This is a genomic window from Embleya hyalina (assembly GCF_003967355.1).
Taxonomy (GTDB): Bacteria; Actinomycetota; Actinomycetes; order Streptomycetales; family Streptomycetaceae; genus Embleya; species Embleya hyalina.
This window is the reverse complement of record NZ_BIFH01000037.1, coordinates 129,610-144,108: the sequence shown is the minus strand read 5'-3', so window position 1 is coordinate 144,108 and position 14,499 is coordinate 129,610. Positions and strand designations below refer to the sequence as shown.

The following is a 14,499-nucleotide window of genomic DNA, read 5'->3' as shown; positions in this document are numbered from 1 at the left end:
GGGTTCGGGTCAGCCGAGGAGGCCGCCGGTGTCGGCGCCGCGACGACCGGGCACCAGGGGCGCCTGTCCGACCGGGACGGCGGGCCATGGTCCCGGGCGGGCGACCGGGCGCCACAGGCAGTACGCCGCACAGGCCGAGGTGAGCAGACCCGCGCCGAGCACGAGCAGGCCCTGCGGGTCGAGCCGGCCGAGCGTGCCGCCGCCCGCGAGGTCGACGAGGTGCGGCACCAGGAACGTGCCGACCGTCACCCCGCCCGCGCCGAGCGCGACCCGGAACGCCGCCACGCCGGCGCCGACGACCATCACGCCGGCCGGGAACGGACAGGCCATGCCGAGCAGGGCCAACCACGTGGCGGCATAGGGCGGTCGGCGCAGACCGTCCGGGATCAGGCTCGGGGACTGGATGGGCCGGCGGGGGCGCGGGGGCGGGTCCGCCGGCTGAGGGGCGGGGCGCGGTGGTCGGGTCAGACCCGGCTGGGTACGCGGGAGCGGTCGACCTGGCGGATCGCGTCGTCGACGGTCGACTGCGCGGTGTCCAGCCACTCGTGGGTGATGTCGAAGCTCTCCCCCACCTCGACCGGCCACCGATGCAGGCGCGGTTCCTCGCCGGCCTCGGCGGGGCGCGCGTGCAGCAGGGCGTGGCTCAGTCGGGCCACCGCCGCGAGTTCCTCGCCCGCCACCCGCAACCACTCGCGCACGGCGGGTTCGGTGACGTGGCCGATGTTGCCCGGATCCTGGAGCGCCTTGCCGATCGCCCCGGCCGATCGCCCGGCCAACTTGCGCGCCCGCAGGCCGGGCGGCAGGCCGGTCAGGCGGGACAGTTCGGACAGCACAAGCCCCTCGACGAGCGTCACGGAATAGGTCAGTCGGCCGATCTTCAACAGGTAATCGTCATCTGGAAGCACCCCGACATTCTCCGTTACCCACCCCGCCCCGGGTCACTTTCCCACCCCGCGTGTCTCGGCCCGAAACCGCCGCACGTTCCGCGGCCGGGGCGGTGGAGGTCGGGAGGTGAGCTGTATGGTTTCTACATCGTTGTAGAAGTTTTGGTCGTGGAAGGGGGCTCGGACGCGGTGGGTAGGGCTCAGCGCAGTGCCATGTGGCGGCAGATCGTTCGGGTCGCGGTCGAGCGGGAGTTCTGTGGGCCGTGGCTGCTCGGCGAGTTGCGGCGGCAGGGGTTCGAGGTCGCCGCCGAGCGGTTGTCCGCGATGTTGCGCCGCATGGAGGGCGACGGCACGCTCGTGTCCGAGCACCGGACGGTCGACGGGCAACGGCGCCGGATGTACCGCGCCTCCGCGGCCACCCGCGAGCGCGCGGCCCGCGAGTAGCGCGCGTTCGGCGGCGCGGTTCCGGGCCTACAGCGGCGTCGCGGCGATCAGGAGCAGGACCAGCGCGACCGCGGCGTTGAGCGAGGCGAGTACCGACACCGTGGTGCCGGTCGCGGCGACCAGGGCCGCGACGCCCGCCCGGGAGCGAGGGGTGGGCCACGCGGTCGGCGGCGGCGGACCGAGCAGGGCGGCGACCCGACGCGGCACCGGTCCGGGCGCGGCGAACGCGGGTGCGGCGAACGGCGGGCGGCCCTTGGCGGCCAGCGCCGCCTTCCCCACCGCGCGGGCTATCGTGCGCCGGTCGCCGAGGGCCTCGGCGGCGTCCTCGTCGGCCCAGCGTTCGACCGTGTAGGCGACGGTGGTGTGGATCGGGCGCAACAAGGGATGGGCGCAGGCCGCGAGTCGGGTGGCGGCGAGCGCGAGGTGGTGCCGGCCCCTCAGGTGGGCCCGTTCGTGGGCGATCAGCGCGCGGCGTTCCTCGTCGTCGAGCGGGAGGAGCATGCCGGTGGAGACCACGATGCGGTCGGGCGGCCCGCGCAGGGCGTAGGCGTAGGGCGTCGGGTCGGGCAGCACGGTCAGTTCGCCGCCGGCGGGTGCTCCCGCGACGGCGTTCAGCGCCAGGCGGTGCTCGACCCGGTCGCGCCGGTGGGTGACGGCGACGGCGGTCAGGATGGCCAGGAAGGTGGGGATGGCCAGGATCCCGAACAGGCTGACGTGCGGGATCGCGTCGCGTACCTCCGCGTCCGACCAGCCGTCGGGCAGCGGATTGCCGGGCAGTTGCGCCGTGCCGACCACGACCAGCAGCGCCAGGCACAGGGTGCTGCACACGGACAGGACCACCGAGACGACGGTGAGCAGGCGGGTGGCGGTGCGCGGGTGCAGGTGGTCGCCGGCCAGTCGGGCCACCGGGAACGCGGTGAGCGGCAGCAGCAGCGGCAGGTAGAGCGCGAGCGGCATGCTCAACCCCGGCTCTCGGCCGGTCCGGCGGCACCGAGCAGCGCGCGCAGGATCGACTCGTCGGCGGCCGAGAGTTCGGAGACGAAGCTGGCCAGCACCGCCTGGCGGTCGGCCTCGTGGTCGAGGAGCGCGCGCATGCGGCGGGCCACGATGCCGGCCTCGTCGGTGACCGGGGTGTAGGCGTACGCCCGCCCGGAACGGGCCCGGGCGAGGAGTCCCTTGTCGTGCAGGCGGGACAGGATGGTCACCACCGTGGTGTAGGCGAGGCCACCGGCCAGTTCGGCCTGGACCCAGGCCGCGGTCCGGGGCCCGCGCGCGACCCACAGCAGCGCCAGCACCTCCGACTCCAACTCCCCCGGCCCGCGCCGCACCCCACGCGCCGACGGTTTGCCGGGATTTGGACGGACCGTCATATCGCCTCCGGAGGTCGTGCCGCGGGTCGTGCCGAACTGGTGCCGATGTCGTGCCGAGGTGGCGTCGAGGCGGTGGCGAGACGGCGCCGAGGTGGTGCCGCGCAGCCGTTCCACATCCGTGCTCCGAGCCTTCCGCGCCCATGTGCTTACTACACCTATGTAGAGTATCGCCGCCGCCCCCGACGCCCGCGGCACCGGCCGCACCCACGGGGGCCCGCATCCCGACGCTACGGGACGCCCCCGGCCCCGCGCCGACCCGAGGTGTCGGCGGGCTGTCGGGCCCACAGGCCGATGTCCGTGTCGAAGGCGATCAGCAGACCTCGCGGGGTGAAGGTGAGCGCGCGGGAGGGGGCCGGGAGCAGGATGCGGTCCAGGAGGCGGCCGGCGTCCAGGTCCCAGATCCGCGCGGTGTGGTCGTCGGCGCCGGTGGCCGCGACGGATCGGCCACCGACCGTGGCGCACGCGACGGCGTGCACGCCGTCCGCGTGACCGGTCAGCGGTCGGCCCAGCGAGGTGCCCGCGCGCGGATCCCACACCCGCGCGGTGGCGTCGCCGGCGGCGCTGACCACGATGGGACGGCCGCGCACGGTCGTACAGGCGAGCGCGTGCACCACGCCCGTGTGGCCGGTCATCGGGGCGCCGACGGGCCGACCGTCCGCCGGGTCCCACACCCGTATGGTGCCGTCGGCGGAGCCGCTGACCACGAAGGGGCGGCCGTCGAGGACGGTGCAGGCCAGTGCGTGTACCGGTCCGGTGTGGCCGGTCAGGGGCGTCCCGATCGACCGGCCCGTGAGCGGGTCCCACATCCGGACGGTGGCGTCGGCGGATCCGCTGACCACGATCGGCCGGCCGCGCAGCGTGACGCACGCCAGCGCCGTCACCCACCCGGTGTGTCCGGTCAGCGGCTCGCCGAGTCGGGCCCGGCTGGTCAGGTCCCAGAGCCGGACCGCGTTGTCGCGCGATCCCGTGGCCGCGATCGGCCGGCCGCGCACGGTGGCGCAGGCGATCGCGTGCACCCACCAGACGGGTTCGGCCAGGGTCGCGCCGAGCGGGTCGGGGATGTCGAGGCGACGGATCCGGATCCGGTCGTCCTGCCCGCCGGTGACCACGACCGGCCGGCCGGCGACCGTGGCGAAGGCCACCGCCCACACCGCGCGCCCATGCCCGTGCCGGGGCCCACGCGGTTCGTCGGCGAGCCCGGTACCACCGGCCGCGATCGGCTTCCACGCACCGGGCGCGGTCGTGCGATTGAGCCATGCGGCCAACGCGGGGGCGCCGCGCCGATGCGCCTCCAGCGCGAGCAGCCGCCGCCGGGCGGGCGGAACGGCCCCGTGCGGCGGCGGCGTCGGACGCACGACGGCGGCCATCCACCGCTCCGCCATCCCGGCCCGAGCGAACGCGGCCAGCAGATCGGCGGGGTCGCCGCACGCCAGGTACGCGTCATCGGCCAACAACTCGCCCAGCCGCCCGGCCGCCTCGGCATACCCGAGGACATGCCGCAGCACATACGGCGAAGCCGCATCCCACCCACGCCGCGCGCCGGCGCGCCCGACACACTCCAGCAGCCGATCCAGCACGGCCCCGGCCGTCGGCACACCGGTGCCGGGAGACGGCGCACCCGGATCGGCGTCCGGTCGCGGGCGGCGGACGAGATGGTCGACGAGTGCCCGGTGGCGGAGCCGGTACAGGAGCGTGCCGTCGTGGTCGGGGGTCGCCCGCACGTGGAACAGCGCGTCCGGCGGCAGCGCGCGGGCCCGCTCGGGGTCGAGGTCGGGCGCGAACAGTCCGGCCAGGGGCAGTGCGACCTCCGCCGGCATGCCCTCGCCACGCGCGTGTGCCAGTGCGGCCAGGACCGCCCGGACGTGCTCGCCGTCGGCGCGCACGCCCAGGTCCAGGTCGAGCACGGCCGGCAGCTCGGTCGGCACCAGGACGCCCCGTCGAGCCGCCTCGTCCGGGTCGGCGGGCGGCGGGACGGCGGCCACGTGGTGGGCGAACACGTCGGCGATCAGGAACGCCCCCCACTCGGCCCCCTCCGCGCCGCGCGACGCGAGCCGATCGGCGACGGCTCGGGCCAGGGCCTCCCGGATCGCCCCCATCGCGGGCGGCCGATACCCGGGCACCTCGGCCAGCCGACCCCGCAGATACGCGGCCAGGTCCGCCCGCACCTCGTCCGGGTCGGCGGCGTCCAGGTCGAGCAATCCGCCCTGGGCGCGGGCGAGTTCGAACAGTCGGTCGAACATCGGCCGGCGCCGGGCGGCCACGATCAGACGCACCGCCGGACGGCGGTCGGCACGCCGAATCCACGCCAGATCGGCCAGGTCCGCGCAGGTGGCGGCGGGTTCGAGGGCCTCGTCGAGAGCGTCGACCAAAATCGCCGGGGTGTGCGGCCCGTCCCCGAGCAGCCGAGCCAACGCCCCCGCATCGAGCAGGTCGTCCGGGCGCGGATCGTCGGGCACGAGTTGCCGAACGATCGCGGCCAGAATCTCGTGCCGGGTACGCCCCCGCGCGTGCACGGCCGCCATGTGCGCGGCCGCGGCCGGACAACATCGAGGATCGTCGGCGAGCAACCGCCGCCGCACCTGCGGAGCGGCGGCGACCAATACGGGGTGCGCCGCACACGCAAGCATCGACAGCAGCGCCGACTTGCCCACCCCGGGGCCACCGGCGACCACCCGCAGCCCGCCCATCTCGACATCGTCCGACCAGCCCACCAACGCCCGCAGCGCGGAGCGCCGCCCCACGAACCCGACGCGGGCGCGGCCGTCGACCACGCCACACCCGACGACCCCGGATTCGAGGAACACCCGTAACGCCGGATCGACGCCGGCGAGACCGGGCGCGGTCGGGTCGAAACGTGGGTTGGGAAAGAACGGCGGGGTCGGTTCGTCCGGAGCCGCTGGTGTCGCCGTGCTGTATACGGGACGGCCGCGACCGGGCGGTTCCGCCATCACCCGCCGGATCCGCCGGGCCACCACGGAGAAGGCGACGTGCGAGCGCGCGGGGTCGGCATCGAGTCCGGTATCCGCGACCTCGTCGAGGACCCGGGCGAGGACTCGTCCGAACCGCCCGTCGCAAACCCCCGGCTCACCCTCGCCGGCGGCGATCACCCACACCCGCCCGGACGTACCCGAGCGATCCACCGACTCCCGCACCGCGCTGGCATCGGCCCGAGTCGCATCGGCCCAACACGGATCGAGGAGAAAAAGCGTCGGCGCGTCGGCCCGCTCCGCGTCGGCGATCCACCGCCCGACCTCGACACCGGGACCGATCCGCCCGTCACCCGGCACCACGTCCGGCCCGCGCGGGTCGTCGGCGTCGGCGCACCCGCACCCGTGCCCGTGCCCGGCAACGTAAACCACCCGGGCCGCGGCGATCGTATCCGCCCGATCACCACCCGACTCCGCGCCCCGAACGCCGGGGTGGACCTCCGTGCGGTACCCGAGCCGAGTCAGCGCAGCGACAACCTCCGGCCACGCCGGCGCGCCCCCTCCGCCCCCATCCGAACCGACCGCGTCGAACCGGCCGATCCCCACCACCACGGCACGCGCGTCAGCCTCCACCGGGACCCGCTCCCCACCCTCGGCACCAGTCAGCATGCCGGCGTGACGCGACCCGGGGGACGACTTCGCGGATCTGCGTACGGGTGAGGGCGGGTCGGTGAAGCCTCCCGAAAGAAGGAGGCGCGCACGATCCGCACGAGAACCTGTTTTCGCCATATCCTTGACGTCGTCAAAAACCCTTGCCTATCGTTCCCGTGCCGACGCGGGTCGCGCGAACGACGAGCACGAGGGGATCACCATGGCGGGCGGCACGATCGACGGATTCCAGGTGCACGGACAGGACATCCCCTGGCTGCTCCGGCACTGGGCCGAGCACCGCCCCGAACATCCGGCCCTGGTCTGGGAGCCGGCCGAGGGCACCGGCCGCATCTGGACCTACGCCGAACTGCTGCGCGACACCGAACGATTGGCCGCCGGCCTGACCGGGCGCGGCATCGGTCGCGGCGCCAAGGTCCTGATACACAGCGAGAACTGCCCCGAGATGGTGCTGGCCTGGCTGGCCTGCGCGACCGTCGGCGCGGTGGCGGTGACCACGAACACCCGGGCCACCCCCGCCGAGATCGCCTACTTCGTCGAACGCGCCGGCTGCGTGGCCGCCGTCACCCAACCCCACCTGGCCGCCCCACTGGCCCGGTCCGGCGCCGCGTTGGAATGGGTCGCGGTCATCGACGGCACCGCCCCGGACACGTTCGCCTTCGCCGACCTGTACGGCGACGCCGCGACCTGGACCGGTCGGCCGATCGAACCGATGCTCCCGTTCGGGATCATGTTCACCTCCGGTACCACCAGCCGTCCCAAGGCCGTCGTACACACGCACGCCAACGCGATCTGGGCGAGCCGGTCGGGTCCGCGCGGCATCGACCTGGGCCCCGACGACCGCTACCTGATCCACCTGCCCTTCTTCCATGTCAACGCGCAGAGTTGGTCGTTCTTCTCGGTGCTCGGCGTGGGCGCCACCGCGGTACTGACGCCCAAGTGGTCGACCAGCCGGTTCTGGGACGTGGTCACCCGGCACGGGATCACCCACATGTCGCTGATGCCGTTCTGCTTCGGCGTCCTCGCCGCCCCGAACCGCCCGGAAAGCGCGCTGCGCGTGGGCGTGTTCGGTCAGGTCGCCCCGGCCCTGGACACGATGCTCGGGCTGCGCGTGTACGCCGCGTTCGGGATGACCGAGACGGTCACCCACGCGATCACCGGCAAACCCGCCGAGCACCTGCCCGCCCGCTCCATGGGCCGCCCCGCACCCGGGTACGCCTGCGCGGTGGTCGACCCCGAGACGGGCCGGGAGTGCGCCGAGGGCGAGGTGGGCGAGTTGTGGCTGCGCGGACAACGCGGCGTGCAGCTGTTCCTGGAGTACCACGGCGATCCGCAGGCCACCGAGGCCGCGTTCGTCGGCGACTGGTTCCGCACCGGCGACATGGTCCTGCTGGGCGCCGGCGGCAACGTGTTCTACCGCGAGCGGGACAAGGACCTGCTCAAGGTCGGCGGCGAGAACGTCTCGGCCCGCGAGGTCGAGGACGTGGTCGGCGCGATCCCCGGCGTCGCGTCGGTCGCGGTGGTCGGCAAGCAGCACGACTTCCTCAGCGAGGTCGTGGTGGCGTTCGTGATCCGCGCGGCGAACGCGCCGGACGAGGACACCCTGGAGAAGGACATCCTGGCGGCCTGCCGTGAGCGGTTGTCCGACTACAAGGTGCCGCGCGCGGTGTACTTCGTCGACGCCTTCCCCCTCGGCACCCTCGACAAGGTCCTCAAGAAGTCGCTCCGCGAACTGGCCGACGCCCGCCCCCCGCTCTGACGCACCACCACCCCCGCCCCGCGCCCGCGCCCGAAGAGGGGGCGGGGCCGGAGGTTGACGGCTTAGGTATTGAGTAATAACTTACTTCGCATGGCAGCCCCTGCGAACCACACGGCCGGCACCGTCCGGATGAGCGCGGACGAGCGTCGCGCCGCGGTCATCCGCGCCGCCGTCACCGAGTTCGCCAAGGGCGGCCTGAACGGCACCTCCACCGCGTCGATCGCCAAGCGCGTCGGCGTCTCGCAGCCATATCTGTTCCGCCTGTTCGACGACAAGAGGGCACTGTTCCTCGCCACCGTGGAATACGCCTTCGACCGGGTCGAGGAGCGCTTCCGCCGCGCCACCGAGGGCCTTACCGGCTACCCGGCAATGCATGCGATGGCGCACGCCTACCACGACTTCCTCGACACCGACACCGATCTGCTGCGCATCCAGCTACAGGCCTACGCCGCGGCCGAGGACTCCGAACTGCGTTCCGAAATCCGCGGGTTCTGGAACCGGCTGGACGCGTTCGCCCGCGAGGTCACCGGAGTCGACGGCGAGGAACTCACCAACTTTTTCGCGCGCGGCATGCTCTGCAACGTCATCGCCTCGCTCGACCTGCCCCGCGAGCGGTACTTCGACGACGTCCTCTCTGCGGACGGCAAGTTGCTCCGCTGCGACCTGTGCGAGGACTCCGAGCGGTTCGACGAGCCGCCCGCGTCCGCGCCGCCCGCCTGATCCCCACCCGCCCGACCCGCACCACTCGCGGGCCCTTCTCCGCGCACCCGTTCTCCGCGCACCCGTCGCCGATGGGCAGAGCCCTGCCCGTAGAAGTTAGTAATCAATAACTAATCCGGCACGTCAAAGTTAGTAATCGATCACTACACCCGGACTCGACCCAAGGGATCCCATGAGCCAGCAGCAGGCGCGACCCGCGACCGGATCGCGCACCGTCCTGTGGACCTTCCTCGCCTCGAGCTTCGCCCTCTTCATGGCCTCGCTCGACAACCTCGTCGTCACCACCGCGCTGCCGTCCATCCGCGAGGACCTCGACGCCGGGATATCCGAGCTGGAATGGACGGTGAACGCCTACACCCTCAGCTTCGCGGTGCTGCTCATGCTGGGCGCCGCGCTGGGCGACCGGTTCGGCCGCCGCCGGATCTTCGCGACCGGTATCGGGATCTTCACGGTCGCCTCCGCGATCGCCGCGATCGCCCCGAACTCCGAGACGCTGATCGTCGCCCGCGCCCTGCAGGGCGCCGGGGCCGCCGCGATCCTCCCGCTCAGTCTCACCATCCTGACCCGCGCGGTCGCCCCCGAGAAGCGCCCCATGGCCCTGGGTCTGTGGGGCGGCATCAACGGGCTCGCGGTGGCTCTGGGCCCGCTGGTCGGCGGCGCCGTCGTCGAACACGGCTCCTGGCAGTGGATCTTCTGGCTGAACGTCCCCCTCGGCCTGATCCTGGTCCCGCTCACGCTGCTCAGGGTGGACGAGAGCCACGGCCCCAACAGCCGCCTCGACCTGGTCGGCACCGTCCTGGTCAGCCTCGGCCTGCTCGGCCTCGTCTTCGGGCTGGTCCGCGGTGAGGGCCACGGCTGGTCCAGTGCCGGCGTCATCGCCCCGATCGCCGTCGGCGTCGCCCTGATCGCCGCGTTCGTCGGCTACGAGCGCCGCGCCGCACAGCCCATGCTGCCCATGGCGATCTTCCGCAACCGCGCCTTCACCGCCCTGACCTTCTCCGGGCTGCTCATGTTCGCGGGCGTCTTCGGCTCGATCTTCCTGCTCACCCAATACCTCCAGGGTGTCCAGGGCTACTCGCCGCTCGACGCGGGGCTGCGGATCCTGCCGTGGACGATGATGCCCGTGGTCATCGCCCCGCTCGCCGGCCCGCTGTCCGCGCGGATCGGCGGCCGGCCGCTGGTCGTCGCGGGTCTCGCCCTGAGCGCGGCGGGTCTGGCCTGGTTCGCGCTCACCGCGTCGACCGACGTCACCTACGCGCAGCAGATTCCCGCCCTGATCCTGAGCGGGCTGGGGATGTCGCTGTACTTCATCCCCACCGCGAGCCTGCTGATGTCCGTGGTCCGTACGGACCAGCAGGGCGTCGCCTCCGGCGCCAACAACGCGATGCGCGAACTCGGCGGCGTCCTCGGCGTGGCGGTGCTCGCCTCGGTCTTCGGCGGCAACGGCGGCTTCGGCTCGCCGCAGAGCTTCGTCGACGGCCTCGTACCGGCGCTGTGGGTCGGCGTCGCCCTCGCCGGCGTCGGCTCGGTCACCGCCGCGCTGATCCCGCGCGTCCACGCGGACGCGGCGACGCGGGCCCCGGCGCCCAAGGTACCGATCGGCGTCTGACCTCCCGCACCACCGGCACCTCGTGGGCGCGCCCTCTCCGGAGGCCGCGCGCACGAGGTCTTCGCCGGTCGAACACCGCACGCGGTCAGTGCAGTTGGGCCAGGAACACCTTCGGGCGCAGCGCCTTGCCCGCGGCGTCCAGGACGGTCAGCGGGGTGCCGTCGCGCAGCACGGTCGGCGTCCCGGTCACCCCGGAATCGGCGAAGTCCGCCTGCACCCGATCCACCCAGGCCCGGTGGGTGAATCGGCGCACGACGTGGTCGAAGTCGGCACCGCGCAGCGCCGGCACCTCGCCGGCGGCGTCCAGCAGGAAGTCGGGATCGGCGAAGGAGTCCGTCGACTCGTCCGGCTGCCGTGCGTACAGCACGCGCAGGTAGTCCAGGAAGGCTCCCTGGCCGACGTCCGCCGCGCCGCGCAGGGCGTTCACCGCCCGATGCGAACCCTCGCCGCCCAGCCGTCCGTCCAGGAAGGTGGCGAAGTGGTACCGCAGTACGAACCGGCCCTCGTCCGCCAGTCGCCGGAACACCGGCCCGAGCCCCACCTCCATGCGTCGGCAGAACGGGCAGCGCGGGTCGGCGTAGAGGTCCAGACAGCGGGCGAGGTCCTCGGGCCCGTAGACGAGGGCCGTGCCGTGCGCGCCGGGAGCGGTGCGGAAGCTCATTGTTCGCCTCTGTCCGGCCGACCGCGCCCCGACTCCTCGGACCGCCCGTTCGGGGTAACCCGGCCGAGGCGAGCGGACCGGCGCGATCGGGCGGGTACGGCGCGGACACCATACCAATGACCTTCGGTATCCGGTCGGTCGCGTGCCGTATCGCTCGCCCGCGCGGCCGCCCGGCGGTGCTTCGGGGCATTTGCGGCCATCGGGTAGGTTCACTGGGAACCGGCCGGTCGGGAACGGCTGCCCGCCCGGCGGTGGAGAAGGTGACGACCGGATGGACGCGGCCCCGAGGTTTCGCCACGAGGCACTGCTGTACGCGGGACTCGACGACTTCGTCGAGCGCACGGCGGCGTTCGTGCGTGCCGGGTTGCGCGCGGACGAGGCGGTCGCCGTCGCGGTGATCGAACCGCGCGCCGGCGCGCTGCGCAAGGAATTGGCCGCCGACGCCGACCTGGTGACCTGGATCGACATGGAGCGGGTCGGCCGCAATCCGGCGCGGATCATTCCGACCTGGCGGGAGTGGACGGCGGGGCAGGGCTCGCGGGGGCGGCGCGGCGTCGGCGAGCCGATCTGGGTCGGCCGCGACGCCGCCGAACTGGTCGAGTGCGGCCACCACGAGATGTTGCTGAACCTGGCCTTCGCCGGCGAGCCGTGGCGGCTGCTGTGTCCGTACGACGTCTTCGGCCTGCACCCCGACGTGATCGCCGAAGCGCGTCGCACCCACTCCCGCCCGCCGACCGGCACCGTCGGCGGGCGGTACTCGCGCCCGGACGCCGCCGCGTACGCGGCGACCCTGCGCGGCCCGCCGCTGCCGGCCGCCCCGGGGCACGCCGAACGCCTGGCCTTCCGGGCGGGCGAACTGGCCGGTGTCCGGTCCCTGGTCCGCCGGATACTGCCCGACGCGACCGGCCCCCGGGTCGATCACGCGCTGCTCGCGATCGGAGAGATCACCGGCAACAGCGTCGTGCACGGCGGTGCGGCCGGCACGATCGTGCTGTGGTCCGAGGGGGCCCACCTGCTCTGCGACGTCCACGACGCCGGCCGGATCACCGACCCGCTCGCCGGCCGACACCGCCCCACCGCCGAACAGGACGGCGGCCGCGGCCTGTGGATCGCCAACCAGATCTGCGACCTGGTCCAGATCCGCTCCACCGAAACCGGCACCACCGTGCGGCTGCGCCTTCGGGTGTCGGACTGATCGGTCGACGCGCGGCGGCCCCGACCTCTTTCGCCCCGAGGAGCGGGCGGGTGAGGTCGGGGCCGCGGGGTGGGAAAGACTGGTGGGACGGACCGGTAGGAGATTCAGTGTCGGGAGGTCGGTGTCGCGCCGGGCGCCGCGATCTGTTCGATCTCGACCATGCACGCCACACAGAACGTCTCCCGCCGGCGACTGCCGTGCACTTCACGAAAGTTCGGCAGGGTCTCGCCGCACAACGCGGTGTCCTCGCCCTCCATCGCGTGCCACACCACATTGTCCGGACCTTCGACCGCTCGCATCACATGCATTTCCGCTCCCGTGTGCTGGGATTCACCGGCCTCACCATGCAATCCGGGGGCGGTCCCGCGCGCATCCGGGCCGGGCCCGCCGCGAGCCGGGCCGGACGGTCCCGATCCGCGTGCGGGGACACGGAGTGCGAGGTCACCGGCACGCGGTCGGCCGTCGAGACGGGCGGGGCGGGATTGGCCCGTCCGGGTGATCGACCGGGACGGCGGGCCGTCGCGGCCGGGGCGGCCCGGGCGGCCGTGGGACGGACCGATTCGAGCGGCCCCGGTGAATTCCCTCGTCTCCGCCGCGAAGTATCGCGAACCATTTCTCCGTCGATATCGATCGGGATTCACCCCTGATCCACAACCAACGGGAATACGCCGATCCGCTTTCCGGGTCGCCCGCGAAAGAAGGCTTGATTGCCGTCCGATGGCGCCGTATGTTCGATCCGGAGTGCCTGGCATCCCTGAAATGATCGTTTACATCCGGGAGACGGTCGGTGGCGACGTCCGAATTCAAATCCCTGGCTTTCCGGACTCACTTTTCCCGGGCGGTGGGCGATGCAGGGCGGCGCCCCGAAAAGGGCCGTCCATCGAAACCGCTAGGCGGCGGCACCGAGGCGGGGCCGGAGGCGGCGCCGGCATGGGGACGGTGATGCGTACCGTGATCGTCGGCGGCGGCGTCGTCGGCCTGCTCACCGCCCTGGAGTGCGCCCGGGCCGGCCATCGGGTCACCCTCGTCGAACAGGGCCGCCTGCCCAATCCGCACGCGGCCTCGCACGACCGGCACCGGGTGCTGCGCGCCCTGCACCCGGACGATCCCGGGGCCACCCGGGCCGGGGTCGCCGCGCATCACGCCTGGCGGGTGTGGGAGGCGTATCTGGGGGTGCGCTGCTACCACCAGGTGGGCGCGCTCACCGGGTTGGCACCGCACCGGGTGGACAGCGCCCGCGCCCTGCTCGCCGCCGCCGGCGGTGGCGGGCACGCGCTGGACCCGATCGCGCTCGCCCGGCGCTGGCCCCATCTGTGCTTCCCCGCCGGCGCGGGCGCGGTGTACGAGGAGCGGGCCGGCGTACTGCTCGCGGACCGCATCCTGGAGGCGGCCGTCCACCGACTGCGGCACCATCCCCGCGTACAACTGCTCGCGCACACCGCCGTCGTCCGCCTGGACGTCGCCGACCGCTCGGTGATCCTGGCCGACGGGCGCGTCCTGCGCGGCGACCGACTGCTGGTCGCGGCCGGGGCGTGGGCCCGCACGCTGCTGCCGCCGGTCGCGGCCGATCGGCTCGTCCTGCATCGGCAGACCGTGCTGTACTGCGCGGTGCCGCGCGAGCAGCACCACGCGTGGACGGGAACGCCGGCGGTGGCCGCTCTGGACGCCGGGTCCGGCGCCTGGCTGGTGCCGCCGGTCGCGGATGCCCCGCTCGGGTTGTCCGCGCACGAAGTCGCGCGCGTGGTGCCCTCGTTGGCCGGCCGCGATGCCGCCGTCCGCTGGACCCGGACCCTGCGCGAGCGGTTCGCGCCGCTGGTGCCCGGCTTCCATCCCGGCTGGATCACCGGCGCGCGCGACTGCTATTTCGTCGCCGACGCCGTCACGGGCGGCGCGCTGCTGCTCGACCTGGCGGACGGCGAGGTGTTCGCCGACGCGGCGTCGGCCGGCGGGTCGTTCAAGTTCGCGCCGCTGACCGCCCGGATGCTCGCCATCCGCCTGAGCGGCGGCGCCCCGCCACCCACCGGCCTGCGCTCGCTCGACCGCCCGCTGCGCATCGGCACGGGCCGACTCCCGGACCCGCCCGGGCACTTGCCGGAGCAGAGGACGTGGTGATCGTGGCCGCCGTCGCGCCGACGGCGACGCCCGCCGCGTGCGGGCGCCCGATCTCGGCGCGGACGTGGGCGAGACGTTGCGCGGGCCCGGGTCGGTGTCGACGACCGGGGCCGCGCGGTCGCCGACCACGATGCCGACGTCGGGCACGG

13 protein-coding genes are annotated in these 14,499 nt (G+C 73.7%); 6 read left to right on the top strand and 7 right to left on the bottom strand.

Going from position 1 to position 14,499, the window contains the following annotated elements:
* Window positions 1-9: 9 nt before the first annotated feature.
* Together EMA17_RS38970 and EMA17_RS38965 are read right to left on the bottom strand one after the other, a co-directional pair.
* Entirely contained in the window at window positions 10-330 is a 321-nt protein-coding gene (locus EMA17_RS38970) for a hypothetical protein (protein ID WP_126641940.1), read from the bottom strand.
* Window positions 331-464: 134 nt separating this feature from the next.
* Window positions 465-905: a hypothetical protein gene (locus EMA17_RS38965; protein WP_126641939.1), complete on the bottom strand. Its 441-nt coding sequence runs from the start codon at window positions 903-905 to the stop codon at window positions 465-467.
* Between the two features lie 168 nt (window positions 906-1,073).
* Between EMA17_RS38965 and EMA17_RS38960 the strand changes: the two genes are divergently transcribed.
* A complete protein-coding gene (locus tag EMA17_RS38960) occupies window positions 1,074-1,328 on the top strand; it encodes a helix-turn-helix transcriptional regulator (protein WP_126641938.1) in 255 nt (84 codons plus the stop codon).
* A 27-nt stretch (window positions 1,329-1,355) separates the two neighbouring features.
* On the opposite strand, the gene EMA17_RS38955 is transcribed toward EMA17_RS38960, so the two are convergent.
* The 3 genes from EMA17_RS38955 to EMA17_RS38945 all read right to left on the bottom strand — a co-directional run bounded on the left by EMA17_RS38955 (window position 1,356) and on the right by EMA17_RS38945 (window position 6,057).
* Window positions 1,356-2,285, bottom strand: a complete 930-nt coding sequence (locus EMA17_RS38955; RefSeq protein WP_126641961.1) for a M56 family metallopeptidase — start codon at window positions 2,283-2,285, stop codon at window positions 1,356-1,358.
* Window positions 2,286-2,287: 2 nt separating this feature from the next.
* Window positions 2,288-2,698 (bottom strand): BlaI/MecI/CopY family transcriptional regulator, encoded by a 411-nt coding sequence (locus EMA17_RS38950; protein WP_126641937.1) that lies wholly within the window; start codon window positions 2,696-2,698, stop codon window positions 2,288-2,290.
* A 227-nt stretch (window positions 2,699-2,925) separates the two neighbouring features.
* On the bottom strand, window positions 2,926-6,057 hold the full coding sequence (locus EMA17_RS38945) for a WD40 repeat domain-containing protein (protein WP_160161723.1): 3,132 nt from the start codon (window positions 6,055-6,057) through the stop codon (window positions 2,926-2,928).
* 439 nt (window positions 6,058-6,496) lie between these two features.
* On the opposite strand from EMA17_RS38945, the gene EMA17_RS38940 reads away from it, so the two are divergent.
* The 3 genes from EMA17_RS38940 (at window position 6,497) to EMA17_RS38930 (ending at window position 10,382) form a co-directional block, all read left to right on the top strand.
* On the top strand, window positions 6,497-8,053 hold the full coding sequence (locus EMA17_RS38940) for a class I adenylate-forming enzyme family protein (protein WP_126641935.1): 1,557 nt from the start codon (window positions 6,497-6,499) through the stop codon (window positions 8,051-8,053).
* A 90-nt stretch (window positions 8,054-8,143) separates the two neighbouring features.
* Entirely contained in the window at window positions 8,144-8,773 is a 630-nt protein-coding gene (locus tag EMA17_RS38935; protein ID WP_246127184.1) for a TetR/AcrR family transcriptional regulator, read from the top strand.
* 172 nt (window positions 8,774-8,945) lie between these two features.
* Window positions 8,946-10,382, top strand: a complete 1,437-nt coding sequence (locus tag EMA17_RS38930; RefSeq protein WP_126641934.1) for an MFS transporter — start codon at window positions 8,946-8,948, stop codon at window positions 10,380-10,382.
* An 85-nt stretch (window positions 10,383-10,467) separates the two neighbouring features.
* Here EMA17_RS38930 and EMA17_RS38925 read toward each other — a convergent pair whose 3' ends face one another.
* Window positions 10,468-11,043 carry a DsbA family protein gene (locus EMA17_RS38925; RefSeq protein ID WP_126641933.1) on the bottom strand — a complete coding sequence of 192 codons (576 nt, stop codon included), beginning with the start codon at window positions 11,041-11,043 and terminating at the stop codon, window positions 10,468-10,470.
* A gap of 271 nt (window positions 11,044-11,314) precedes the next feature.
* Between EMA17_RS38925 and EMA17_RS38920 the strand changes: the two genes are divergently transcribed.
* Window positions 11,315-12,238 carry an anti-sigma factor RsbA family regulatory protein gene (locus EMA17_RS38920; protein WP_126641932.1) on the top strand — a complete coding sequence of 308 codons (924 nt, stop codon included), beginning with the start codon at window positions 11,315-11,317 and terminating at the stop codon, window positions 12,236-12,238.
* Window positions 12,239-12,342: 104 nt separating this feature from the next.
* Here the strand turns inward: EMA17_RS38920 and EMA17_RS38915 are convergent, their stop codons facing one another.
* Window positions 12,343-12,546: a hypothetical protein gene (locus EMA17_RS38915; RefSeq protein ID WP_126641931.1), complete on the bottom strand. Its 204-nt coding sequence runs from the start codon at window positions 12,544-12,546 to the stop codon at window positions 12,343-12,345.
* Window positions 12,547-13,180: 634 nt separating this feature from the next.
* On the opposite strand from EMA17_RS38915, the gene EMA17_RS38910 reads away from it, so the two are divergent.
* The gene (locus EMA17_RS38910) at window positions 13,181-14,350 is read left to right on the top strand and encodes an NAD(P)/FAD-dependent oxidoreductase (protein ID WP_126641930.1); all 1,170 of its coding nucleotides are present in this window, start codon (window positions 13,181-13,183) and stop codon (window positions 14,348-14,350) included.
* Window positions 14,351-14,499 lie beyond the last annotated feature (149 nt).